We start from the raw sequence: 22,039 nt of genomic DNA, 5'->3' as shown, positions 1-22,039 counted from the left end.
TTTCCCGCCCCCGAGCCCGCTGCCATGACTGCCCGTTCGCGATCCATCGAAAGCCCCCAGGCCGGCCCCCATGAGGACCTCTCCCGCCGCGTGGCCCGCGCCCTGGCGCATCCCCTGCGCAAGCCGTTCGCCACGCACACCCGCGAGGCCTTCGCCGCGGCGCAGGCGTGGCTCGGCGAGCGCGGCGAGGCGCCGCTGATCCTCGATGCGGGCTGCGGGGTGGGGCTCTCGACCCGACGGCTGGCCGCGCGTTTCCCCGACTGCTCGGTGATCGGCGTGGATCGCAGCGCCGATCGCCTCTCCCGGGATCACGGCCGGCTGCCGGACAACGCCCTGCTGGTGCGCGCCGACCTGGTGGATTTCTGGCGCCTGGCCCTGGACGCCGGCTGGCGCCCTCAGCGTCACTTCCTGCTCTACCCCAACCCCTACCCCAAGGCCGCGCACCTCAAGATGCGCTGGCAGGGGCACCCGGTGCTGCCGGCAGTCCTGGCGCTGGGCGGTCGGCTGGAGCTGCGTTCCAACTGGCGCACCTACGTCGAGGAGTTCGCCCTGGCGGTGACCCAGGCCACCGGGGTGACGGCCGCGGCCGAGCCCTTCACGCCGGCATCCGAGTGCCTGACGCCCTTCGAGCAGAAGTACCATGCCAGCGGCCAGGCGCTGTGGCGGCTGGTGGTCGAGCTGCCCCATGCTCCGGAGCTCGTGCCCCCCGGCTGAGGGGCGTCAGCGCCCCCGGCGATCGCGGAAGCGCTCGCCGAGGGTGTGGCGCAGCCAGCGGGCGATGGGGCCATCGGCGCCGTCGCGCCGCGAGACCGTCTCCACCTCGATCACCGGCGCCATGCCGAGCCCTTCGCCCGTGAGCTCCACCAGGTCGTCGCGAAAGGGCGGGTAGCGGGCGATGTGGCGCGGCACCAGCGCCCAGCCGAGCCCCCGGGTGGCCAGCTCGGCCATGGAGTAGAAGCTGTTGAGTCGCCAGAACTGCGTCGCGACCGGTGCCTGGCTGTCGCGCTCGCCGCGGGAGGCGATCAGCAGCTGGCGATGGGCGGCGAGGTCGCCGACGGTCGGCGCCGGGAGCGCGGCCAGCGGATGGTGGCGGGCCACCACCAGCGCCTGCTGCAGATGCGCGATGCGGATGCCCTCCAGTATCGGGCCCTGGCCCTGCTGGCGCAGCAGGATGCCGAGATCGGCGGTGCGATCCTCCACCCAGCCGGCGATGTCGCCCTGGGCGCCGTAGAGCAGGGTCAGCTGCAGGGCAGGGTAGTGGCGCGCCAGCGCCTCCAGGGTCTCGTCCACCGGCGGCATCTCCACCAGGGCCTCGTCGATGGCCAGCACCAACCGGGCCTCCTCGCCCTGGGCGATCGCTTGGGCGCGGGCGTCCAGCCGCTGGCACTGGCGGATCACCGCCCGGGCCTCGTGGAGCAGCGCCTCGCCGGCGCGGGTCAGGCGGGGCAGTCGGGCGCTGCGGTCGAACAGCGGACAGTCGAGGTCGGCCTCGAGGTGGGCGATGGCGGTGCTGATCGCGGACTGGGCGCGACCCAGGTGGCGCGCGGCCGAGGAGAAGGAGCCCCGCTCGGCGCAGGTGATGAGGATCTCCAGCTGATCGAGGCTCCAGCGCATGGTCGTGACCTATCTGTTTTTCTGATGGTTTCCAACTCGCATCCATCGTCATCATGGCTAGAATGCGGACCATCGTCGAGGCCACGCGCCTCGGCCGTTCACGGGTGAGGAGGTGCATGATGCGTTCCTGGAAAGAGCGCGTGACCCACATGGTGCTGTTCGAGGCGCTTGGCCTGGCCATCGTGATTCCGCTGAGCAGCGTGCTCAGCGGCCACGATACCGGGGCCATCGGCGTCATGGCGGTGGGGCTCGCCAGCGCCGCGATGCTCTGGAACCTGGTATGGAATAGGCTGTTCGATATCTGGGTGCCGACCCGGCGGCGCAGCCTGGCCCAGCGCATCGCCCAGGCGCTGGGCTTCGAGCTGGGCCTGCTGATCGCCACCCTGCCGGTGGTGGCCTGGTGGCTCGAGATCGGCCTGGTCGAGGCCTTCTGGCTGGACCTCGGCTTCATGCTGTTCTTCCTGGTCTACGCCCTGGTCTTCAACACCGCCTTCGATCGCGTGATGCGCCGCCGGCTGGCGCGCCAGGAGGCCGCATGACCTATCTCTATCTGGCGCTCGCCATCATCGCCGAGGTGGTCGCCACCAGCGCGCTGAAGTCCTCGGCGGGCTTCACGCGCCTGTGGCCCAGCGTGCTGGTGCTGGTCGGCTACGGGCTCGCCTTCTACCTGCTGGCCCTGGTGCTGAAATTCCTGCCGGTGGGCATCGCCTACGCCTTCTGGGCGGGGCTCGGCATCGTGCTGGTGACCCTGGTGGGCATCCTGGTCTACGGCGAGAAGCCGGACCTGCCGGCGCTGCTGGGCCTGGCGATGATCGTGGGCGGCGTGGTGGTGATTCAGGTGTTCTCTTCGGTCGCGTCCCATTAAGCTTGGGCCCCTGGTCATGCCTGGAGGTCCCATGTTTCGTCGACCACTTTTCTGCACGCTGCTGGCGCTGCTGCCCCTGCTCGCCGAGGCGCACGTCGCCGAGTCGCAGGGTTTCGAACGCCTGAGTGAGCTTACCGACAAGGGCTTTCTGATCGGCGCCGAGGCGCGGCTGCTCGGCGATGGCGAGCGCCTGGGAGCCATCGAGCCCGAGCGTCAGCTCTCACCGGCCTCGGTCTCCAAGGTCTACGTGGCGGCGGCGGCGCTGGAGCGCTTCGGCCCCCAGCACCGCTTCACCAGCCGGCTGGTGAGCACGGTCGAGCCCGATGCCGAGGGCGTGCTGGCGGGCGATCTGGTCTTCGACGGCGGCGGCGATCCCGCCCTGACCAGCGAGGACCTGTGGCGCCTGGTGCAGCGCCTGCATCAGGCCGGCGTGCGGCGTGTCGAGGGTCGGCTGGTGATCAGCCAGTGGCGCTACGGGCCGGTCGAGTGCCTGACCACCGATCGCTGCGAGGCGCGGGAACGGGTCGACAACGCCTACAGCGCGCTGCTCTCCTCGGCCGGGGTCAACTTCGGCAGCTGGTGTGTCTCCGTGGCGCCCGCCGCCACGGCCGGCCAGTCGGCGCGCATCGACAGCTGCGACAGCCAGGCGCCGATCGTCGAGATCGACAACCACGTCGAGACCAAACCGGACGACAGCGGCACCGAACTCAACGCCGAGCGGGTACAGCGCGACGGCGAGGACATCATGGTGCTGCGCGGGCAGATCTCCACCAATGCCCGGCCGCGCCAAGTCTACCGGGCGAGCTCCGATCCGGCGTGGCAGACCGCACACACCCTGCGAGCGATGCTCGAGCAGGCCGGCATCACGCTCGGCGACGGCGTCGCGGTGGCGGCTACCGAGCCGCCGGCCTCGGCCCGTCGGCTGGCCGCGGTGGACGGTGAGCCGCTGCAGGAGCTGCTGCTGCGCACCCTCAACTACTCCAACAACTTCATGGCCGATGTGCTGACCCTGAGCCTGGTCGAGACGCCGCGGGCCAGCCTTGCGCAGGGCGGGGCGGCGCTGGAGGCCTTCGTGGCCGGTATCCCCGATCACGGCCCCGTCACCCTGCGCAGCGGCAGCGGCCTGACCCCCGAGAACCGCACCTCGGCGGCCGGGGTGACGGCCCTGCTGGATTACATGTACCACCGCCCGTCGCTGTTCCCGAGCTTCGTCGCCGCCCTGCAGTCGCCGGGCAACGGCGTGATGCGCTTCCACCGGCGCGGCTCGGCCACCTTCCAGCATCACGTCATGCTCAAGACCGGCACCCTCAACCAGCCGGTGGCGGTGCGCGCCGTGGGCGGCTACTTCCGCACCCGCTCCGGGCAGTGGGGGGTGTTCAGCGCCCTGGTCAACGGCACCGCGACCACGCCGTGGCTCGGCTGGCGCCAGGTACTCGACCCGCTGGCCGCCGACCTGGAAGAGATGATCGATGCCCACTGAGCCCACCGGAGCGACCGACATGAAGCCTGGCTACACCGGCTGGCGCCACCTGATTCACTCGACCCGCTACTCGCTCAAGGGGCTCCGCGCGGCCTTTCTCCACGAGGCGGCGTTTCGCCAGGAGGTCGTGGCCTGCCTGCTGCTGCTCCCGCTGGCGGTGTGGATCGGCGAGGGGCCGGTGGAGTGGATCCTGCTGGCCGGCAGCTGCCTGCTGGTGCTGATCGTCGAGCTGCTCAACAGCGCCGTGGAGTGCGCGGTGGATCGTATCGGCCCCGAGCGTCACGAGCTCGCCGGCCGGGCCAAGGACATCGGCTCGGCGGCGGTGATGCTGGCGCTCGCCCTCGCTGGGCTGACCTGGGGCCTTTTGGCCTGGCAGAAATTCCTCGCCTGAGGCGCCCGGCCGGGTTATGGGGCGGGGCCGGCTTCGCTTATGCTGAAGGCATTCGAGAACCGGATGCGAGACGCCCATGGCCCTGCCCGACGACTTCCTGCCGCTGGATGACATTCCCGAGCCGCTGAAGGCTCCCCTGGCGCACACCCGAGACCGGCTGGCGAGCTCGCTGGAGCAGGCCGAGAACCTGGCCGAGATGACCGGGGGCGACTCGCCGCTGGAAGACTGGCTGTCGCTGTCGGACGAGCGCCGCCGGCAACTCGCCCGGGTGCTCGCCATCTCCTCGTTCGTCGCCGAGACCCTGGTGCGCGATCCCGAGTGGCTGCTGCACCTGGATGCCAGCGGCGAGCTCGACGAGCCTCCCACGGCGGAGGCGCTGCGCCAGTGGCTCGACGAACGGCTCGAGGCCGCCGAGGACGAGGCGGCCCTGCACGCCGCCATCCGCCGCTTTCGCCGCGCGCGCATGCTGGGCATCGTCTGGCGCGACCTGACCCGCCCGCCTGGCCTCGACATGTGGGGCACCGCGGCCACCGTATCGCGGCTCGCCGAGACCTGCCTGGAGGGCGCGCTTGGCTGGCTGGAGCTGCATTTCGCGCCGCGCTGGGGGAGGCCCGCCCCACGCCGCGACGGCAGCGAGCAGCGCCTGGTGGTGCTGGGCATGGGCAAGCTCGGCGCTGGCGAGCTCAACCTCTCCTCCGACATCGACCTGATCTTCGCCTTCCCCGAGAAGGGCGAGACCGAGGGCGGACGCAAGTCCCTGGAACACCAGGAGTACTTCACCAAGCTCGGCCAGAAGCTGATCGCCGCCCTCGATGCCGTGACCGCCGACGGCTTCGCCTTCCGGGTCGACATGCGCCTGCGCCCGCTGGGCGACGGCGGGCCGCTGGTGGGCGGCTTCGCTTCGCTTGCCGGCTACTACCAGGACCAGGGCCGCGAGTGGGAGCGCTACGCGATGCTCAAGGCGCGCCCGGTGGCCGGCGACCTGGAGGCCGGCGCCGAGCTGCTGGCGAGCCTGCGCCCCTTCGTCTATCGCAAGTACCTCGACTTCGGCGCCATCGAATCGCTGCGCGAGCTCAAGGCGATGATCAACCGCGAGGTGCGCCGCCGCAGCATGCAGGGCAACATCAAGCTCGGCCCCGGCGGCATCCGCGAGGTGGAGTTCGTGGTCCAGGCCTTCCAGCTGATCCGCGGCGGGCGCGACACCGAGCTGCAGGTCACTTCGCTCAAGACCGCCCTGGCGCGCCTGCCCGAGCTCGGCCTGCTGCCCCGCGAGGTGGTCGATGAGCTCACCCCGGACTACGTCTTCCTGCGCGACCTGGAGCATGGGCTGCAGGCCCTGGAGGATCGCCAGACCCAGACCCTGCCCGACGGCGACATCGACCGCGAGCGGGTGGCCCTGGCGCTGGACATGGAGGACTGGCCGGCGGTGATGGCGCGGCTCGACGAGGTGCGCGAGCGGGTGCGGCGGCACTTCGACGCCGTCATCGCCGAGCCCGAGGAGGAGGTCGAGGAGGCCGCTGAGCCCGAGGACACCGACGTGGCGAGCCTCGAGGAGTGGCGCGCGCTGTGGCGCGGCGAGCTGGAGGACGACGAGGCCCGCTCGCTGCTCGAGGAGGCCGGGCTGGCCGAGCCCGAGGTCGCCGTGCGCCGGCTGCGCACGCTGCGCCACGCCCGCCCGGTGAAGGCCATGCAGCGCATCGGCTTCGAGCGGCTCGATGCCCTGATGCCGCTTCTGCTCGACGCCGTGGCCGTCAGCGAGACGCCGGACCTCGCCCTGGAGCGGGTGCTGCCGCTGATCGAGGCGGTGCTGCGCCGCACCGCCTACCTGGCGCTGCTGCGCGAGAACCCGGAGGCCCTGGGGCACCTGATGAAGCTGTGCAGCGCCAGCCCCTGGATAGCCACCCAGCTCGCGCGCCACCCCATCCTGCTCGACGAGCTGCTGACCCCGGAGACCCTCTACACCCCCGCCGACAAGGCGCGCCTGGCCGACGAGCTGCGCCAGGCCCTGGGGCGGATCCCCGAGGATGACGAGGAGGCCCAGCTCGAGGCGCTGCGGGTCTTCAAGCACGCCCAGGTGCTGCACGTGGCGGCCTCCGACATCGCCGGCACCCGCCACCTGATGAAGGTCAGCGACTACCTCACCTACATCGCCGAAGTGGTGCTGGAGGCGGTGCTGGCCATGGCCTGGCAGCACATGACCCGCAAGCACGGCTTTCCGGAGCGTCGAGGCGAAGGGCGCTGCGGCAGCGCGCCGGAGTTCCTGGTCGTCGGCTACGGCAAGCTCGGCGGCATCGAGCTCGGTTACGGCTCCGATCTGGACCTGGTGTTCCTCCACGACGGCGCCACCCAGGGCAGCACCGACGGCGCGCGGCCCATCGACAACGCCGTCTTCTTCACCCGGCTGGGTCAGCGCATCATCCACCTGCTCACCGCCGTGACCCCGGCGGGCAGCCTCTATGAGGTCGACATGCGCCTGCGGCCCTCGGGCAACTCGGGCCTTCTGGTCTCGACGCTGGACGCCTTCGCCGACTACCAGCGCGAGCAGGCCTGGACCTGGGAGCACCAGGCGCTGGTGCGGGCCCGGGTGGTGGCCGGCGACCGGACGCTGGCCGAGCGCTTCGATGCGCTGCGTGGCGAGATCCTCGGCCGCGAGCGCGACCTCGCGGCGCTGCGCGAGGAGGTGGTGAAGATGCGCCACAAGATGCGCGACCACCTCGGCAGCAAGGGCCAGGGCGATGACTTCGACCTCAAGCACGATGCCGGCGGCATGGTGGATATCGAGTTCCTCTGCCAGTTCGCGGTGCTCTCCATGGGCCACGAGACTCCCGATCTGCTGGCCTACAGCGACAACATGCGCATCCTCGAGACCCTCGAGGCAACCGAGCGGCTGCCCGCCGACGAGTGCCGGCGCCTGCGCGAGGCCTACCTGGCCTGTCGCACCGCCGCCCATCGCGCGGCGCTGACCGGCGAGCCCGCGCGCGGGCGCAACGCCGATTTCCGGGAACATCGCGACGCCGTCATCACGCTCTGGCGGCGCCTGCTCGAGCCGGCGTCCTGATCGATACCCGAAGACCGATTTCACTCTCAAGCCGACATCACCCTCAAGGAAGGCGACGACATGCACAAGGTACTGGTCCTGCACGGCCCCAACCTCAACCTGCTCGGCACTCGGCAGCCTGAGGTATACGGCCACGAGACCCTGGAGGACATCGACAACGCCCTCTATGAGCAGGCGGCGCTGGGGGGCTGGGAGATCGCCTGCCGGCAGAGCAACCACGAGGGCGCGCTGATCGATCTCATCCAGGCCGCGCGCCTGGACGGCACCGCGGCGATCATCATCAACCCCGCCGCCTACACTCACACCTCGGTGGCGATCCTCGACGCCCTGAACGCCTTCGACGGTCGGGTGATCGAGGTGCACCTCTCCAACGTGCACAAGCGCGAGGCCTTCCGCCATCACTCCTACGTTTCGCTGCGCGCCGACGGGGTGATCGCGGGGCTCGGCAGTCAGGGCTATCGCGCCGCCCTGGACGCGGTGATGGCGGGGTAGGCGCGATGCGGCGAACGAGCAGACGCTTTGGCCTCGCCGCCCTGGTGACCCTGCTGGCGCTGGCCGGCTGCGGCGAGACGCCGACCGGTCGATCACAGCTGGCGCTGGTGCCGGAGGGGCTGATGGCCGAGATGGGCGACGACGCCTTCGCCGCGATGCGCCGGACGCGCCCCATCGCCCGCGACCCTGCCGCCAATCGGCTCGTGCAGTGCGTGACGCGTGAGGTGGTCGCGGCGGCCGCGACCCGCTATCCCGAGGCGGGCATGCCCGAGGCCTGGGAGGTGGTGGTGTTCGATGATCCCAGCCCCAACGCCTTCGCCCTGCCGGGCGGGCGCATCGGCGTGCATGCCGGGCTCTTGCGGGTCGCCGAGACCCCCGACCAGCTGGCCGCGGTGATCGGCCACGAGGTCGCTCACGTCCTGGCCGACCACGGTAACGAGCGCTTCACCCAGCAGCTCGGCATCAAGGCCGTTCTGCTGGTGGTGGGGCTCGTCGGCGAGGGGGAGCTGGCCGGGGAGGGGCTTCGGCAGGCGCTGGGGATCGGGGCGCGCCTCGGCATCGCCCTGCCGTTCAGTCGTGCCCATGAGGAGGAGGCCGACCAGATGGGGCTCGCCCTCATGGCGACGGCCGGCTTCGATCCGCGCCACAGCGTCGCCCTGTGGCGCAACATGGCCGAGGCGGGCGGCGGCCAGCCGCCGGAGTTCCTCTCCACGCACCCGGCCCACGGATCCCGCATCGAGGCCCTGGAGCGCGACATGAGTGATGCCATGGCGTCCTTCCGCAACGCCTCCAGGGCACGCTGCGCCGGCTAGTCGGCGCCGCATGCCGCGATCCTAGTCGCGGGGGCGATCCGCGCGCTCGTCCTCTCTGACCTCGTAATCGCCCTCGAGCACCTGCTGCTCGTGGGTGTGGCTACCGCCGCGACGGCTCTCGCGATAGTAGGTCTCGCGGTAGTGAACGCCGCCGCCCACGTCCTCCGCCTGGTCGGCGCGCATCTGCTCCATGCGCTTCTTCATGCGGTGGCGCAGGAAGGGCATCATCGCCCAGCCGACGAGCAGGAAGAACAGTCCCAGCACCATGGCGACGATCATCATGGCGCCGAACAGCAGCCAGGTGAAGAGCAGTTTCAGGCCGCCCAGGGGGCCGCCCGGGCGAGTCTGACGGGCACGTTCCTGCCACTGCTGGGCGGCGCGCCAGGCGGCGTTGTGGCGGGGGTCACGAGAATCGGGCATGCAGGGCTCCGAGGTATGAGAGTCGTGTCGGCGACGCCGGCACGGCATGGATGGCTGCCCTTTGGAGGCCGGGGCGGGGCATTCGTTCCCGGGGTTCACCCCCGGCGTCGGGCCGAAGCAGCCACTCGAGCGGGGCGGCAGGCCGGGTCATGCGCGCCATGCCTCGGCGACCAGCTCGTAGCTGCGCAGGCGATTCTCGGCGGCGTAGACGTCGGTGTGCAGCATCAGTTCGTCGGCGCCGGTCTCTGCCAGGACGCGTTCCAGGCCCTCGCGCACCGTCTCGGGGCCGCCGATCACCGCGGCCCCCAGGAACTGCTCCACCTGGGCCTGCTCCCTGGGTGACCAATCGAGCGTCTCGACGGGCGGCAGGGCGCGGGTGGGCGCGCCGCGAATCAGTCCCAGGAACTTGCGGCGTGCCGTGGAGGCGAGGTACTCGGCATGCAGGTCGTTGTCGGCGGCGATCACCGGCAGGCCGACCATGGCGTGGGGCCGGTCCAGCACCGCCGAGGGCCGGAAGTTGTCGCGATAGACCCTGAGCGCCTCCAGCAGCCGGGCCGGGGCGAACTGGGCGGCGAAGGCGAAGGGGAGCCCCTCGCGGGCCGCCAGCCGGGCGCTGAAGTCGCTGGAGCCGAGCAGCCAGCGCGGCACGCGAGTGCCCTGGCCGGGCACGGCGCGCACGCGCTGGCCCGGCCGCGCCTCGTCGAGGAAGCCCTCGAGTTCGGCCAGCCGCTGGGGGAAGTCGTCGACCCCCGCGTGGGGATCGCGACGCAGCGCGGCCATGGTGGGACCGTCGGAGCCCGGCGCGCGCCCCAGTCCCAGGTCGATGCGGCCGGGATAGAGGGTCTCCAGGGTGCCGAACTGTTCGGCGATGACCAGCGGCGGATGGTTGGGCAGCATGATGCCGCCGCTGCCTACCCGGATGCGCTCGGTGGCGCCGGCGACATGGCCGATCAGCACCGCGGTGGCCGCGCTGGCGATGCCCTCGATGCCGTGGTGTTCGGCGAGCCAGTAGCGGGTGTAGCCGAGCCCCTCGACGTGCTGGGCCAGCGCCACGCTCTCGCGGAAGGTGTCGGCGATGGCGCCGCCCTCGCGGATCGGGGCCAGGTCGAGCACGGAGAGGGGAGTCTCGTTGAGGCGGGGCATAGGGGCTCCAGTCGTTAGCTTGCTCAACGTTATATGGGGACGATCGCCGCGCGACACAATGGCGGCAGCCGCTGGCTTCGCCTCGAGGCTCCCCTTAAGCTCAAGGGACCGGAAGCACAAGGAAGCTTGCTCATGTCGCCCAGGTCCTCGGGCTCCCCGTCACGCCGGCGCGGAGCCACTCCGCATCGCCGTTCGCGCCGCATCGACTGGGCGGTGTTCGATCGCTGGCTGGATCGCCTGGTCATCCTGGCCGTGTTCACCGCCCTGGTGGTGGGGGGCTCGGCGCTGATCATCAGCCTGATACTCTGAGCGCGAGCGCCGGCCATGGAGGCGACGCGACGGGAGAGAGCGGCATGCGCGGACGGACCCTGATCCTGCTGCTGGGGATGGTCGCTGTTGGCGTCGGCATCGCCTTCGACAAGGGCGCGTTGACGCTTCCCGCCGGCTGGAACCCCTGGGGGCCGCTGTCCGTGTCGGACCCGCCGACGCCGGTGACCCGCTGGAAGCTCGGCCGTCTTCAGGGCGATCCCGAGGCGTGCCGGGCGGTGCTGGAGCGCAGCGCCGAGCCGGCGCTGGCCTTCACGCCGCTGGCCGATCATGAGCCGGTGGCGGGCTGCCCGCTCGAGAACGTGGTGCGGCTCGAGCGCTCGGGCGTGACGTTCAGCTCGAGCTTCGTGGCCACCTGCCCACTGACGGTGGCCTGGCTACGCTACGAGCGCCATCGCCTGCAGCCCGCCGCCCGCGCGCTGTTCGGCGAGCCCGTCGCCGCGGTGGAGCACTATGGCAGCTTCGCCTGCCGTAACGTCTACGGCCGCGAGGACGCGCGCCGCAGCCAGCATGCCACGGCGGAGGCGCTGGACGTGGCCGCCTATCGGCTCGCCAACGGCCGGCGCATCGCGCTGCCCGGCGACTGGGGCGACGACGATGTCGAGGGCGAATTTCTGAAACGGGCCCAGCAGGGCGCCTGTGATGTCTTCGGCACCGTGCTGGGTCCGGACTACAACGCCGCCCACGCCGATCACTTCCATCTCGGCATGCGCGGCTATGGGGTCTGCCGCTGAACGCGTTCAGCGTGCGACGTTGATGACGTCCTCGTCGATGGCCGTCGCCCCGCTTGCGCGGGATGACGCCGTCGCTGTCGAGGGTCGGTCCATCCCACGACCAGCACGCCATGAGCCGCCGGAAGGGCCCACACGCCTCGTCGCCAGCGAGGCGTGTGGGCTCGCTTCAGGGGCGGGGCTGCTGCTGGGTGATGCAGTGGATGTTGCCGCCCCCGAGCAGGATCTCACGGGCCGGCACGCCGACCACCCGGCGGCTGGGGAAGAGGTCCTGGATGATGACCCTGGCCTCGTCGTCACGGGCCGGGTCGAGCAGCGGCATCACCACCACCTCGTTGCCGATGTAGAAGTTGACGTAGGAGCCAGCCATCCGGTCGCCGGGGCGCCGCGGGTGCGAATGGCGCAGGCGGTCGATGCCGTTGGCCTCGTCCTCGGCGATGTAGAGCGGTCCCGGCTGGGGCAGCCGGTGCACCTTGAGCGTCCGCCCCCGGGCATCCACCGACGCCTCCAGCAGCGCCTGCGCCTCCCGGGAGATGGCGTGCTGGAGGTCGTCCGGGTCATCGCACCAGGTCAGGGCGACCTCGCCGGGGGCGACGAAACAGCACAGGTTGTCGACGTGGCCGTCGGTCTCGTCCCGGTAGCAGCCGCGCGGGAGCCACAGGATGGTCTCCACCCCCAGGGTATCGCGCAGCAATCGCTCCATCTGGGCCTTGGTCAGATCCGGGTTGCGGTTGGCGTTGAGCAGGCACTCCTCCGTAGCGATCAGCGTGCCTTCTCCGTCCACGTGGATGGCGCCACCCTCGAGCATCACCGGTACCGTGAAGCGCGCCACCCCGAGCATCTCGGCGATCTTGGTGCGGATGCGCCGGTCCTTGTCCCAGGGGAAGTAGAGGCCGCCGTCGAGGCCTCCCCAGGCGTTGAACTCCCAGTCCACCATGGCCAGTCGTCCGTCCGGGTGCGTCAGGAAGGTGGGCCCCACGTCGCGCATCCAGGCATCGTTGCTGGAGAGTTCCACCACCCGCACGTGGTCGGGCAGCTGGAAGCGGGCGTTCTCGTACTGGTCGTCGTTGACGCCGATGAACACCGTCTCGCTCTCGGCGATGGCCGTGGCCACCTCGACGAAGGCCTGCTGGGCGGGCTTGGCGCCGTAGCGCCAGGTGTCGGGACGCTGGGGCCACAGCATCCAGCAGGCGTCGTGGGGGGCGAACTCGGCCGGCATGGAGAAGCCCTGGGCGGCCGGGGTCCCGTGGGGGGCGCCCGCCGGGGCGCCGGGGTGATCGTGTGTCGTCATGTCAATTCTCACAGGTGGCCGACCGTCAGGAATACAACAGTGGCGATGGCGGCGGCAATCAGCACGTAGGGCAGCTGGGTCAGGGCGTGTGCCATGGGGGTGCAGCCGCTGCCCTGGGCGGAGAGCACCGTGGAGTCGCCATAGAAGCAGGCGTGACTGCCGAAGGCGCTGGCCGAGATCAGCGAGCCCACCACCAGCGGCATGTTGGCGTCGACGCTTGCGGCCAGCGGCAGCACGATGGGCATGGCCACGGCGAAGAGTCCCCAGAAGGAGCCGGTGGCGAAGGCCAGGAAGGCCATGGTCACGAAGACCACGGCCGGCAGCATGCCGGGCGTCATCAGCGGTTGCACCGTGGCGATGACGAAGTCGGTCAGGCCGAGCACATCATTGACTTCCTTGAGGGTGAAACCGGCCACCAGGGTGCCGAGTGGCATGATCATGGCCTTGAAGCCGTCCAGGGCGGTATCGAAGGTGTCATGGAAGCTCAGCAGCCGCTGGGCGCCGATCAGTACCAGCATCACCGCCAGTGCCACGATCACGCCGCGCAGGATGTCGATGTCGAAGTACCAGGTGAAGAAGATCAGGGTGACGATGGGCAGCAGGAAGTTGAGCAGGTGCGGACGGGGCTGGTTGTCGTCGATCTCCAAGGTGGTGTCTTCCACGCCATCCGGAATGATCTGGCCACCTGCGGCCCTCGCCTCGGCGGCCTTCATCGGGCCGATATCGGGTATCCAGCCCAGCGCCACCAGTGGCACGATGGCGGCGGCGATCCAGGCATAGAACATGTAGGGAATGGCTTCGATATAGAGGGCCATGCCGTTGCCGCTGACATCGTTCTCCTCCAGCAGGCCGGCGAAGAACACCGCCCAGGTGGAGAAGGGCACCAGGATGCAGATCGGTGCCGCCGTGGAGTCGACGATGTAGGCGAGCTTCTCCCGGGAGATGTTGAAGCGGTCGGTGATCTTCTTCATCGAGGCGCTGATGGTCAGGGCATTCAGGTAGTCGTCGACGAAGATGATCAGACCCAGCAGCCAGGTGGTCAGCAGGCTCTGTTGCTTGGTGTGGATGCGTTTGGCCATGGTGTCACCGAAGCTGAGCACGCCGCCGGTCTTGACCAGCAGGGCGATCAGGCTGCCGAACAGCCCGCAGACCAGGATGATCCAGGTGACGGTGTCGTTGCCGAGCACGCCCAGCAGGATGTCCGAGCCCTGGGTGACCACGGTGGTCGGGTCGACCATCAACAGGCCGACCAGGGTGCCGGCCAGCAGCGATTCGATGGTGCGTCGGGTGATGATGGCCATGCCCAGCACCACTGCGGTTGGGAGCAGGCTGTAGAGGCCATAGTCGTCGCCGTCGACAAGAGCGAAGCTGCTGAGGCTTGCCATCAGCACGACAGCGAGAAATATCAGGCCACCCTTGGTGGCGCTGCCGAATCCTTGTGGGTGGGCCTTCGAGCTCGAAGGAGAGTGTGACATGGTCATTAACCTTTGTTGTTGAATTGTTGTGGTTGCTCATTGCGCCGTGGCTCGACCCGCCGGGAAATGCCGAGTGATACAGGCGGCATTTCCCGGCGGGTTAGCGTTAACCGTCTACAGGTAACCGTCCTTGCGTAGCGATGCCGTGGTGGCGGTGAAGGCCTCGTCGAGGATGGCGACCACCCGGTCGACGGTCTCGCGGGTCCAGATCAGCGGTGGCGAGACGATGTTCAGATGCCCCACCGGACGAATGATCAAGCCTCTCTTCTGGGCCTCGGCGGCCACCCGGTCGCCGACCCTTGCCTCCACCGGCAGCAGCGCCTTGGTGTCCTTGTCGGCCACGTTCTCCAGGCACATCATGAAGTGGCTACCGCGCACGTCACCGACGGTTTCATGGCGGGACAGGGTCTTGAGCTGTTGCTCCAGATAGGGGCCCACCTCGCGGACGTTCTCGCAGATGCCCTCGCGCTCGATGATCTCGATGTTCTTGAGCGCCGCCGCGCAGCTCACCGGATGACCGGAGTAGGTGAAGCCGGTGCTCAACACGCCGCCCTTGCGCTGGGGCGTGCCCAGCACCTCGTAGATCGCGTCGGAGATCAGGGTGGCGCCCAGCGGCGCATAGCCCGACGACAGCCCCTTGGCGCAGTTGATGATGTCCGGCTGGGTGTCGAACACCGCCTCGGAGGCGAAGACGTGCCCCAGGCGGCCGAAGGCGGTGACCACCTCGTCGGCGATGAGCAGGATATCGTGGGCCCGACATACCGCCTGCATGCGCTTGTGGTAGCCCTCGGGGGCCACCAGCACGCCGCCGGCGCCCATGATCGGCTCGGCGATGAAGGCGGCAATATTGTCGGCGCCGATCTCGGCGATGGTGTCCTCGAACTCCTCGACCAGGTGATCGCAGTACTCGGCCTCGCTCATGCCCTCGGGGCGGCGATAGCAGTTGGCCTCGCTGAGGTGGGTGACCAGGTGGTCGAGGGTGTCGAACTCCCAGTTGTTGCTCTCGATGCCGGTCAGGCTGGCGGCCAGGTAGGTGGTGCCGTGATAGGCGTTATTGCGCGAGAGGATGCGCTTCTTGTTCGGCTTGCCCAGTCGATTGAAGTAGTAGTGCACCAGGCGGATGGTGGCGTCGTTGGCCGTCGAACCGCCGCAGGTGTAGAAGACGTGATTGAGGTGCGCGGGCGCCAGCTCGGCGAGCTTGGCGGCGAGCTCCGCGGCCGGTGCGTTGGAGAGGTTGTTGAAGGTCGAGAAGTAGGCCATGCGGGTGGCCTGGTCGGCCATGGCCTGGCCGATCTCGGCGCGACCGTGACCGACGTTCACGCACCACAGGCCGGCGATGCCGTCGATGAAACGGTTGCCCTTGGCGTCCTGGACGTAGATGCCGTCGCTGTCGGTGATCAGGTCACAGCCTTCCTCGTGGAAGACGCTGAAGTCGGTGAAGGGGTGAATGAAGTGATCCCTGTCCTTCTGCCAGAGGGCCCTGGCATCGAGGGCGGGCGTCTTGGCGGCGGGGCGGGTGATGGTGGTCGTTGTGGTCATGGCAATCCCTCCTGTCGAGTGGAGGTCAGCCTAGCCAGGCCCGATAGGCCGGCGACATATCCTGATTGGGGTATATCGGTGGCTCGCGCCGCCCTCGTAAGGTGATCTCACGGCACGAGCTGGCCCGCTCAACAGGGGCCACCGTTGGGATCGTTGCCCGGGGCTGATCCGTGGACGGGGCTGCGAGGAGGCGCTGTGAACCCTTCCATGGGCGCTACTTTTGCCATCCATGGCAAAAGACCTCCTCTTCGCCCCGTCCCCGGCGCCCCGGCATCTACAGCGGTGATGGCCCTGCCCGAATAACGGCCAACAACTAACGAACAACGACCAACGAGGCGCACCATGACGACTTCCATCGACGGCCAGCGGCTGTGGGACACGCTGATGGCCATGGCCGAGATCGGCCCCACCGACAACGGCGGCAGCTGCCGCCTGGCCCTGACCCCCGAGGACGCCGCCGGCCGACGCCTGCTGCTCGACTGGTGCGAGACGATCGGTTGCACCTGGCGCGTCGACCGGGTCGGCAACCTCTTCATCCGCCGGGAGGGGCGGCGTGAGGATCTCGATCCGGTGGCCACCGGCAGCCATCTCGACACCCAGCCCAAGGGCGGCCGCTTCGACGGCATCCTCGGCGTGCTGGCCGGGCTCGAGGTGTTTCGCACCCTCAACGATCGGGGGCTCGTCACCGAGCGCCCCCTCGAGCTGGTGGTGTGGACCAACGAGGAGGGTAGCCGCTTCGCCCCGGCGATGGTCGCCTCGGGCACCTATGCCGGCGCGTTCGCGGTCGAAGAGACCCTGAGCCGCCGCGATGCCGATGGGGTGACGCTCGGCGAGGCCCTCTCGGCCTGCGGCTTCGTCGGCGACCTGCCGGTGGGCGAGCCGCGGTTGGACAGCTACCTGGAGCTGCATATCGAGCAGGGGCCGGTCCTCGAGGAAGAGGGTGAGGCCATCGGCGTGGTCACCGGCGTCCAGGGCATGCGCTGGTTCGATGTCAGCTTCGTCGGCCAGTCGGCCCATGCCGGCCCCACCCCGATGCGGCTGCGCCACGATGCCCTGGCCGCGGCGGCGCGCCTGGTCGATCGCCTCCAGGCCCACGCCCTGGCCGACGCCAGCGGCGACACCCGCGTCACCTGCGGCTCTCTGGAGATTGAGGCGGCCTCGCGCAACGTGATTCCCGGCGAGGTGCGTCTCACCGTCGACCTGCGCCACGTGGCGGAGGCCGAGCTGGATGCCCTCCAGGCGCGCTACGAGCACGAGCTGGCCGCCGCTGGCGAGGCCTTCGGGGTGGCGGTCTCCCAAGAGCGGATCTGGGTCTCGCCGGTGGTGGCGTTCGCCCCCGACTGCATCGCGGCCGTGGAGGCCGCTACCCGGGCCCAGGGCGTTCGCTATCGGCGCATGATGAGCGGCGCCGGCCATGACGCCGTCTATGTCTCCCGGGTGGCGCCCACCGCGATGATCTTCGTCCCCTGCCGCGACGGCATCAGCCACAACGAGGCCGAATACGCCACCCCCGAGCACTGCAGCCTGGGCGCCCAGGTGCTCTGCGACGCCCTGCTCACCCGCGCCGACCGTCCGGCCTGATCACGGAGCCCCCCGATGACCGAACACCGCCGCATTCCCCAGACCCGCGACGACTGGCAGGCGCTGGCCGCCGAGCTGACCGCCGCGCCAGGCCTCGAGACCCGCGCCTTCATCGACGACGCCTTCGTCGAGGCCGCCGACGGCGCGACCCTGACCACCGTGAACCCGGCCACCGGCGCGGCGCTCGCCGAGGTGGCGAGCTGCGACGCCGCCGATGCCGAGGTCGCCGTGGCGGCCGCCCGGGCCGCCGTCGATGGCGGCGCCTGGTCGCGCCTCGCCCCGGGCAGGCGCAAGGCCGTGCTGCTCAAGCTGGCCGACCTGATGGCGGCGCACAAGCACGAGCTGGCGCTGCTCGACACCCTGGACATGGGCAAGCCGGTCTCGAGCGCGCTGGGCGACCTGGCCGGCGCCATCGGCTGCCTGCGCTACCAGGCCGAGTGCATCGACAAGCTCTACGGCGAGGTCGCGCCCACCGGTGACAACGCCCTGGGCCTGGTGCTGCGCGAGCCGCTGGGCGTGGTGGCCTGCATCGTGCCCTGGAACTTCCCGCTGATGATGACCGCCTGGAAGATCGCCCCGGCGCTGGCCGCCGGCAACAGCGTCATCTTGAAGCCCTCGGAGAAGTCGCCGCTCTCGGCGCTGCGCCTGGCGAGCCTGGCCCGGGAGGCCGGCCTGCCGCGGGGCATCTTCCAGGTGCTGCCGGGCTTCGGCCACAGCGTGGGCAAGGCGCTGGCGCTCTCCATGGAGGTCGACTGCCTGGCCTTCACCGGCTCCACCGGGGTCGGCAAGCAGCTGATGCAGTACGCCGGCCAGTCGAACCTCAAGAAGGTGTTCCTGGAGTGCGGCGGCAAGAGCCCGAACCTGGTCTTCGCCGACTGCAAGGACCTGGATCGGGTGGCCCAGCACGCCGCCGCGGCGATCTTCCACAACCAGGGCGAGGTGTGCATCGCCGGCTCCCGGCTGCTGGTCGAGAACGCGATCCGCGAGGCCTTCGTGGAGAAGGTGCTGGCCGCCGCCGAGGCCATGCAGCCCGGCGACCCACTGGACCCGGCGAGCTTCATGGGCGCCATGGTCGATCGCGCCCAGTACGAGCGGGTGCTCGACTACATCCGCCGCGGCGTCGAGGAGGGCGCCCAGCTGAGAACGGGCGGCGCCGCTCTCGAAGGTCCCGGGCTCTTCATCCCGCCGACGGTGTTCGACGGCGTCACCGAGACCATGGCCATCGGCCGCGAGGAGATCTTCGGCCCGGTGCTCGCGGTGTTCGGCTTCGACAGCGAGGAGGAGGCGATACGGCTCGCCAACGACAGCGACTACGGCCTGGCCGCGGGGCTGTGGAGCCAGGACATCGATCGCATCATGCGCGTCACCCGCCGGCTGCGCTCGGGGCAGGTGTTCGTCAACAACTGGGCAGACATGGACCAGACGGTGCCCTTCGGCGGGGTCAAGCAGTCGGGCAACGGCCGCGACAAGTCCCACCATTCGCTGGAGGAGTACTCCGACCTGAAGAGCGTGTGGATGACGCTCGCGACCTGAAGCGCAGACGCGTATCGGGCAGCGGGCTCGCCGGCCGCGGTTCGCCGTGGCCGGCTTTCCTGTATCTCAGCCGCCCTGCTGGCGGGAGACCAGCGCCACGTGGTCGAGGAACAGCCGGAACAGCTGCGACTGGCTCGAGACCTCGAGGCGCTGGTAGATGTGCTTGCGGTGTACCTTGACGGTGCCGTCGCTGATGTCGAGCTCCCGGGCCGCCGACTTGGTGGAGTGGCCCGCCAGCAGCAGCCTGACGATATCGCGCTCCCGGGCGGTGAGGGCCTCCTGGCCGAAGCTGTCGAAGGCGGCCTCCACCGGCTCGTGCTCTGCCAGTCGCGCCTGGAAGCGCTGGCCCTGCCACTTCCAGTACTCCCCGAGCAGCACCTCCAGGACCGGGGCGACATGGCGCAGCGCCTGCAGGCCGCGGCGCGTCAGGCGGGGCGCATCCTCACGAAAGCCCAGTGACACCACCATCACCACGTCGGCATCGACTCGGGCGAACAGGCCGACCTCGTCGGTCAGGCCCAGGGCGCGATAGTAGTGGTGGTAGTAGTCGCTTGACTCGAAGCGGTCCGGGGCCAGCTCGCGCAGGCGATGGATGCCGCTCGCCAGGCCGTCGTGAACGGCCTTGAAGAAGGGGTCGAGCAGGTAGGCCTCGCTGAGGTAGCGCTCGATGCCCTGCTCGCGACGCCCTGGCGGGTAGTTGTCGTGGATCAGCAGCGGCCGATGCTGTGCCTTATAGGTATTGATCAGGATGGTGTCGAAGCCGACCAGCTCGTGGAGGGTCTTCTCGAGCAGGGCGGGGAAGCCGACGCCGCCGGCCGCCAGGATCAGCTGGGCGAGACGCTGGTGCCAGGCCTGGCTGTCGGCGGTGGCGAGGGTGTCGGTGGAGAGCACGGCGGGGCGTTCCTGACGGCGTGGTGGGTTCCTTGGCCGATCGAGCATAGCATGGCGAGGGGCGCGGTCCGGCGGCGGGGGTAGCGGGATCGACGTACTGGCCTCATCATGGCGCCAGTCACTATCGTCATGATATCGCCACTATCATCCATCGCGATCGATCGCAGGGAGGTCACGTCGACGCCATGCTGGGATTCCTCCAGGGCTTTTCCTACGGCCTGTTCCTGACCTGCCTGCCCTGGCTGCTGGTGGGCCTGATCAATCCGCGCCTGGCCGTGCCGATCGAGCCGCCCGGCCGGCTGCAGGTGATCCTGCGCTACTGCCTGGTGGTGCCCTTCATCAGCCTGCTGCTATGGCTGACCTCGCTGTGGGGCGGCTTCGGGCCGACCCTCGCGGGCTGGCTGGCGGGGCTGGTGGCGATTCCCGTGGCCCTGCCGCTGGAGCGGCGCCTGCGCCGCTTCCTGGAGCGGCGGCGGGTGCGACGCTTCCGGGAGCGCCTCGCCGCCGAGGCCGCCCGGCGCCGGGCCGAGGAGGAGCGCGAGGCCCACGAGGCGGGGCTCTTAGTGCTCGATCCCGCCCGGCCCCCGGCCGAGGCCGACGACCTGGTGCTGGCACTGTGCCGGGCCAAACAGGCGCTGCTCGACGTGCACCGCCCCGACCTGGCCGTCCAGGCCGATCGCCTCTACAGCCGCTATCGCCACCTGCTGGGCGTGCTCGAGGGGCGCTTCGATCGCGGCGAGCTGGCCTTCGCCCGGGCCCAGGAGCTGGTCTCCCAGGTCGGCCTCGGCGCGGTGGATACGCTGCACTCCATGGCCTCCCAGGCCAGCGGCGTGGTCAACGTGGACGGCGACTACGTGCGCCGGCGCCTCAGTCGCGAGGGGCACCGGCTCGGCACCCAGGAGCGCGAGGCCCTGCGGCGGCGCCTCGAGCTGCTCGAGGAGACCGAGCGACGGCTGCGCGAGCTGGCCGCGCGCAACGAGGCGGCGCTGACCGTGCTCGACGATACCGCCGTCTCCCTGGCGCGCATCGAGACCGGTCGCCCCCAGGCCTCGGTCACCGCCGAGCGGGCGCTGGCGGAGCTGAGCCGCTTCGTCTCTCGCGCCGAGCGCTACGGGCGCAGCGGCTCGTGACGCCGCCAGGTCCCCGGGCCCGCGACACCGCCTGATCCCACCCCCGACCGTTTCCCTGGAGAGGTGACCATGACCCAGCAATCCCCAGATGGCTCCCGCCTGGCGCTGCCGCCGGTGGAGGAGATCGCCCGCGACCTGGACGGCGGGGAAGCCTCCGCTCGCGCCGATGACGACGCGACCCTGGAAGCCCAGGCCGATGCCTTCGTCGAGACGCTGCTGGACGGCGGCGACGCCGAGGCCCAGGCGCGCCAGCGCCGCGCCGTCGACGAGCTGGGCCTGGAGCTTCAGCAGCAGGCCGCCCACCAGAGCGCCATGCTGCAGACTCCGCTGCGCCAGCTGGCCCACCACGGCGACGAGGGCGGCCCGGTGGCCAAGGCGCTGGTCGACCTGCGCGGGCGCATGCAGTCGCTGGACCCCGCCCGGCACAACCTCGCCTCGGGTCCCCTGGATCGGGTGATGGCGCTGATCCCGGGGGCCGGCAGCCGGCTGCAGCGCTATTTTCGCAAGTTCGAGACGGCCCAGCAGGCGCTGGACGCGATCATCGCCGACCTGGAGGGCGGGCGCGACATGCTGCGTCGCGACAACCTGACCCTCGACGATGACCAGCAGGCGCTGCGCGAGACCCTCGCCAAGCTCACGCGCCAGATCGCCCTGGGGCGGCGCATCGACGACCGCCTGCAGGTCGCCATCGACCGCCGCGAGGAGCAGGACCCGCAGCGACGCTTCCTCGAGGAGGAGCTGCTCTTCCCGCTGCGCCAGCGCATCGTCGACCTGCAGCAGCAGCTGGCGGTCAGCCAGCAGGGTGTGCTGGCCCTCGAGGTGATCATCCGCAACAACCGTGAGCTGATGCGCGGCGTCGACCGCGCCATCAACGTCACCGTCTCGGCGCTGACCGTGGCGGTGACCGTGGCCCTGGCGCTGGCCAACCAGCGCCTGGTGCTCGACCGCGTCGAGTCGCTCAACGCCACCACCTCGGAGATGATCGGCGGCACCGCTCGGGCGCTGCGACAGCAGGGCGTGGATATCCAGCAGCGGGCCTCGTCGGCGATGCTCGACATGCAGGCCCTGGAGGAGGCCTTCGGCGAGGTGATCGGGGCCATCGACGACCTCTCGCGCTATCGCCAGGAGGCCCTGCCGCGCCTGGACGACCAGATCGACCGGCTGGCGACCCTGGCCGGCCAGGGCGGCGAGGCCATCGATCGCCTGGGCCGCGGCCGCGACGCCGATCAGGACGAGGGCTCGCGCTCCCCCTGACGCCGGCCGAGC

At 70.2% G+C, this 22,039-nt stretch carries 21 protein-coding genes; 14 read left to right on the top strand and 7 right to left on the bottom strand.

Annotated elements, in window-relative coordinates:
- Nucleotides 1-24: 24 nt before the first annotated feature.
- On the top strand, nucleotides 25-714 hold the full coding sequence (gene trmB / locus ACGTNG_RS03435; RefSeq protein WP_394575483.1) for a tRNA (guanine(46)-N(7))-methyltransferase TrmB: 690 nt from the start codon (nucleotides 25-27) through the stop codon (nucleotides 712-714).
- 6 nt (nucleotides 715-720) lie between these two features.
- Here trmB and ACGTNG_RS03430 read toward each other — a convergent pair whose 3' ends face one another.
- The gene (locus tag ACGTNG_RS03430; RefSeq protein ID WP_394575481.1) at nucleotides 721-1,614 is read right to left on the bottom strand and encodes a LysR family transcriptional regulator; all 894 of its coding nucleotides are present in this window, start codon (nucleotides 1,612-1,614) and stop codon (nucleotides 721-723) included.
- Between the two features lie 119 nt (nucleotides 1,615-1,733).
- Here ACGTNG_RS03430 and ACGTNG_RS03425 point away from each other — a divergent pair, with 119 nt between their 5' ends.
- The 7 genes from ACGTNG_RS03425 (at nucleotide 1,734) to ACGTNG_RS03395 (ending at nucleotide 8,712) form a co-directional block, all read left to right on the top strand.
- Complete coding sequence (locus ACGTNG_RS03425) at nucleotides 1,734-2,153, top strand: PACE efflux transporter (protein ID WP_394575480.1); 420 nt, start codon at nucleotides 1,734-1,736, stop codon at nucleotides 2,151-2,153.
- On the top strand, nucleotides 2,150-2,479 hold the full coding sequence (locus ACGTNG_RS03420) for a DMT family transporter (protein WP_394575479.1): 330 nt from the start codon (nucleotides 2,150-2,152) through the stop codon (nucleotides 2,477-2,479). Before ACGTNG_RS03425 ends, ACGTNG_RS03420 begins: the two co-directional genes overlap by 4 nt.
- Nucleotides 2,480-2,510: 31 nt before the next feature.
- Complete coding sequence (gene dacB / locus ACGTNG_RS03415; protein WP_394575478.1) at nucleotides 2,511-3,959, top strand: D-alanyl-D-alanine carboxypeptidase/D-alanyl-D-alanine endopeptidase; 1,449 nt, start codon at nucleotides 2,511-2,513, stop codon at nucleotides 3,957-3,959.
- 19 nt (nucleotides 3,960-3,978) lie between these two features.
- Nucleotides 3,979-4,350 carry a diacylglycerol kinase gene (locus ACGTNG_RS03410; RefSeq protein WP_394575559.1) on the top strand — a complete coding sequence of 124 codons (372 nt, stop codon included), beginning with the start codon at nucleotides 3,979-3,981 and terminating at the stop codon, nucleotides 4,348-4,350.
- A 76-nt stretch (nucleotides 4,351-4,426) separates the two neighbouring features.
- Entirely contained in the window at nucleotides 4,427-7,408 is a 2,982-nt protein-coding gene (gene glnE, locus ACGTNG_RS03405; RefSeq protein ID WP_394575477.1) for a bifunctional [glutamate--ammonia ligase]-adenylyl-L-tyrosine phosphorylase/[glutamate--ammonia-ligase] adenylyltransferase, read from the top strand.
- 60 nt (nucleotides 7,409-7,468) lie between these two features.
- Entirely contained in the window at nucleotides 7,469-7,900 is a 432-nt protein-coding gene (aroQ, locus tag ACGTNG_RS03400) for a type II 3-dehydroquinate dehydratase (protein ID WP_394575476.1), read from the top strand.
- Nucleotides 7,901-7,905: 5 nt separating this feature from the next.
- Complete coding sequence (locus ACGTNG_RS03395; protein WP_394575475.1) at nucleotides 7,906-8,712, top strand: M48 family metallopeptidase; 807 nt, start codon at nucleotides 7,906-7,908, stop codon at nucleotides 8,710-8,712.
- A gap of 21 nt (nucleotides 8,713-8,733) precedes the next feature.
- Here the strand turns inward: ACGTNG_RS03395 and ACGTNG_RS03390 are convergent, their stop codons facing one another.
- Together ACGTNG_RS03390 and ACGTNG_RS03385 are read right to left on the bottom strand one after the other, a co-directional pair.
- Entirely contained in the window at nucleotides 8,734-9,132 is a 399-nt protein-coding gene (locus ACGTNG_RS03390) for a hypothetical protein (RefSeq protein ID WP_394575474.1), read from the bottom strand.
- A 147-nt stretch (nucleotides 9,133-9,279) separates the two neighbouring features.
- On the bottom strand, nucleotides 9,280-10,275 hold the full coding sequence (locus ACGTNG_RS03385) for an LLM class flavin-dependent oxidoreductase (protein WP_394575473.1): 996 nt from the start codon (nucleotides 10,273-10,275) through the stop codon (nucleotides 9,280-9,282).
- Nucleotides 10,276-10,407: 132 nt separating this feature from the next.
- Between ACGTNG_RS03385 and ACGTNG_RS03380 the strand changes: the two genes are divergently transcribed.
- Together ACGTNG_RS03380 and ACGTNG_RS03375 are read left to right on the top strand one after the other, a co-directional pair.
- Nucleotides 10,408-10,584: a hypothetical protein gene (locus tag ACGTNG_RS03380; RefSeq protein ID WP_394575472.1), complete on the top strand. Its 177-nt coding sequence runs from the start codon at nucleotides 10,408-10,410 to the stop codon at nucleotides 10,582-10,584.
- Between the two features lie 44 nt (nucleotides 10,585-10,628).
- Nucleotides 10,629-11,336, top strand: coding sequence for an extensin-like domain-containing protein (locus tag ACGTNG_RS03375; protein ID WP_394575471.1), 708 nt, complete (start codon nucleotides 10,629-10,631; stop codon nucleotides 11,334-11,336).
- A 166-nt stretch (nucleotides 11,337-11,502) separates the two neighbouring features.
- Here ACGTNG_RS03375 and aguA read toward each other — a convergent pair whose 3' ends face one another.
- The 3 genes from aguA to ACGTNG_RS03360 form a co-directional block, all read right to left on the bottom strand.
- Nucleotides 11,503-12,624: an agmatine deiminase gene (gene aguA / locus ACGTNG_RS03370; protein WP_394575470.1), complete on the bottom strand. Its 1,122-nt coding sequence runs from the start codon at nucleotides 12,622-12,624 to the stop codon at nucleotides 11,503-11,505.
- Nucleotides 12,625-12,632: 8 nt separating this feature from the next.
- Nucleotides 12,633-14,099 carry a Na+/H+ antiporter NhaC family protein gene (locus ACGTNG_RS03365; RefSeq protein WP_444875017.1) on the bottom strand — a complete coding sequence of 489 codons (1,467 nt, stop codon included), beginning with the start codon at nucleotides 14,097-14,099 and terminating at the stop codon, nucleotides 12,633-12,635.
- 114 nt (nucleotides 14,100-14,213) lie between these two features.
- Entirely contained in the window at nucleotides 14,214-15,638 is a 1,425-nt protein-coding gene (locus ACGTNG_RS03360) for an aminotransferase (protein ID WP_394575469.1), read from the bottom strand.
- A 342-nt stretch (nucleotides 15,639-15,980) separates the two neighbouring features.
- Between ACGTNG_RS03360 and ACGTNG_RS03355 the strand changes: the two genes are divergently transcribed.
- Entirely contained in the window at nucleotides 15,981-17,219 is a 1,239-nt protein-coding gene (locus tag ACGTNG_RS03355) for a M20 family metallo-hydrolase (protein WP_394575468.1), read from the top strand.
- A gap of 15 nt (nucleotides 17,220-17,234) precedes the next feature.
- Entirely contained in the window at nucleotides 17,235-18,752 is a 1,518-nt protein-coding gene (locus ACGTNG_RS03350) for an aldehyde dehydrogenase (protein WP_394575467.1), read from the top strand.
- 66 nt (nucleotides 18,753-18,818) lie between these two features.
- Here ACGTNG_RS03350 and ACGTNG_RS03345 read toward each other — a convergent pair whose 3' ends face one another.
- The gene (locus ACGTNG_RS03345; RefSeq protein WP_394575466.1) at nucleotides 18,819-19,643 is read right to left on the bottom strand and encodes a LuxR C-terminal-related transcriptional regulator; all 825 of its coding nucleotides are present in this window, start codon (nucleotides 19,641-19,643) and stop codon (nucleotides 18,819-18,821) included.
- Nucleotides 19,644-19,828: 185 nt separating this feature from the next.
- On the opposite strand from ACGTNG_RS03345, the gene ACGTNG_RS03340 reads away from it, so the two are divergent.
- Nucleotides 19,829-20,773 (top strand): cobyrinic acid a,c-diamide synthase, encoded by a 945-nt coding sequence (locus ACGTNG_RS03340; protein ID WP_394575465.1) that lies wholly within the window; start codon nucleotides 19,829-19,831, stop codon nucleotides 20,771-20,773.
- 69 nt (nucleotides 20,774-20,842) lie between these two features.
- Nucleotides 20,843-22,027, top strand: a complete 1,185-nt coding sequence (locus ACGTNG_RS03335) for a toxic anion resistance protein (protein ID WP_394575464.1) — start codon at nucleotides 20,843-20,845, stop codon at nucleotides 22,025-22,027.
- Nucleotides 22,028-22,039 lie beyond the last annotated feature (12 nt).

This window comes from Halomonas sp. B23F22_3, assembly GCF_043496965.1.
Lineage (GTDB): Bacteria > Pseudomonadota > Gammaproteobacteria > Pseudomonadales > Halomonadaceae > Halomonas.
The sequence above is the reverse complement of the archived record's forward strand: the minus strand, read 5'-3'. Positions and strand labels throughout refer to the sequence as shown.

Excerpts from the sequence above, each read along its gene's own strand:
- ACGTNG_RS03360 (WP_394575469.1), bottom strand. The coding sequence starts at position 15,638 with ATGACCACAACGACCACCATCACCCGCCCCGCCGCCAAGACGCCCGCC.
- aroQ (WP_394575476.1), top strand. The coding sequence starts at position 7,469 with ATGCACAAGGTACTGGTCCTGCACGGCCCCAACCTCAACCTGCTCGGC.
- ACGTNG_RS03430 (WP_394575481.1), bottom strand. The coding sequence starts at position 1,614 with ATGCGCTGGAGCCTCGATCAGCTGGAGATCCTCATCACCTGCGCCGAG.
- ACGTNG_RS03340 (WP_394575465.1), top strand. The coding sequence starts at position 19,829 with ATGCTGGGATTCCTCCAGGGCTTTTCCTACGGCCTGTTCCTGACCTGC.
- ACGTNG_RS03365 (WP_444875017.1), bottom strand. The coding sequence starts at position 14,099 with ATGTCACACTCTCCTTCGAGCTCGAAGGCCCACCCACAAGGATTCGGC.
- ACGTNG_RS03335 (WP_394575464.1), top strand. The coding sequence starts at position 20,843 with ATGACCCAGCAATCCCCAGATGGCTCCCGCCTGGCGCTGCCGCCGGTG.
- trmB (WP_394575483.1), top strand. The coding sequence starts at position 25 with ATGACTGCCCGTTCGCGATCCATCGAAAGCCCCCAGGCCGGCCCCCAT.
- dacB (WP_394575478.1), top strand. The coding sequence starts at position 2,511 with ATGTTTCGTCGACCACTTTTCTGCACGCTGCTGGCGCTGCTGCCCCTG.
- ACGTNG_RS03425 (WP_394575480.1), top strand. The coding sequence starts at position 1,734 with ATGCGTTCCTGGAAAGAGCGCGTGACCCACATGGTGCTGTTCGAGGCG.
- ACGTNG_RS03355 (WP_394575468.1), top strand. The coding sequence starts at position 15,981 with ATGACGACTTCCATCGACGGCCAGCGGCTGTGGGACACGCTGATGGCC.
- ACGTNG_RS03385 (WP_394575473.1), bottom strand. The coding sequence starts at position 10,275 with ATGCCCCGCCTCAACGAGACTCCCCTCTCCGTGCTCGACCTGGCCCCG.
- ACGTNG_RS03380 (WP_394575472.1), top strand. The coding sequence starts at position 10,408 with ATGTCGCCCAGGTCCTCGGGCTCCCCGTCACGCCGGCGCGGAGCCACT.
- glnE (WP_394575477.1), top strand. The coding sequence starts at position 4,427 with ATGGCCCTGCCCGACGACTTCCTGCCGCTGGATGACATTCCCGAGCCG.
- ACGTNG_RS03395 (WP_394575475.1), top strand. The coding sequence starts at position 7,906 with ATGCGGCGAACGAGCAGACGCTTTGGCCTCGCCGCCCTGGTGACCCTG.
- ACGTNG_RS03410 (WP_394575559.1), top strand. The coding sequence starts at position 3,979 with ATGAAGCCTGGCTACACCGGCTGGCGCCACCTGATTCACTCGACCCGC.
- ACGTNG_RS03350 (WP_394575467.1), top strand. The coding sequence starts at position 17,235 with ATGACCGAACACCGCCGCATTCCCCAGACCCGCGACGACTGGCAGGCG.
- aguA (WP_394575470.1), bottom strand. The coding sequence starts at position 12,624 with ATGACGACACACGATCACCCCGGCGCCCCGGCGGGCGCCCCCCACGGG.
- ACGTNG_RS03420 (WP_394575479.1), top strand. The coding sequence starts at position 2,150 with ATGACCTATCTCTATCTGGCGCTCGCCATCATCGCCGAGGTGGTCGCC.
- ACGTNG_RS03390 (WP_394575474.1), bottom strand. The coding sequence starts at position 9,132 with ATGCCCGATTCTCGTGACCCCCGCCACAACGCCGCCTGGCGCGCCGCC.
- ACGTNG_RS03375 (WP_394575471.1), top strand. The coding sequence starts at position 10,629 with ATGCGCGGACGGACCCTGATCCTGCTGCTGGGGATGGTCGCTGTTGGC.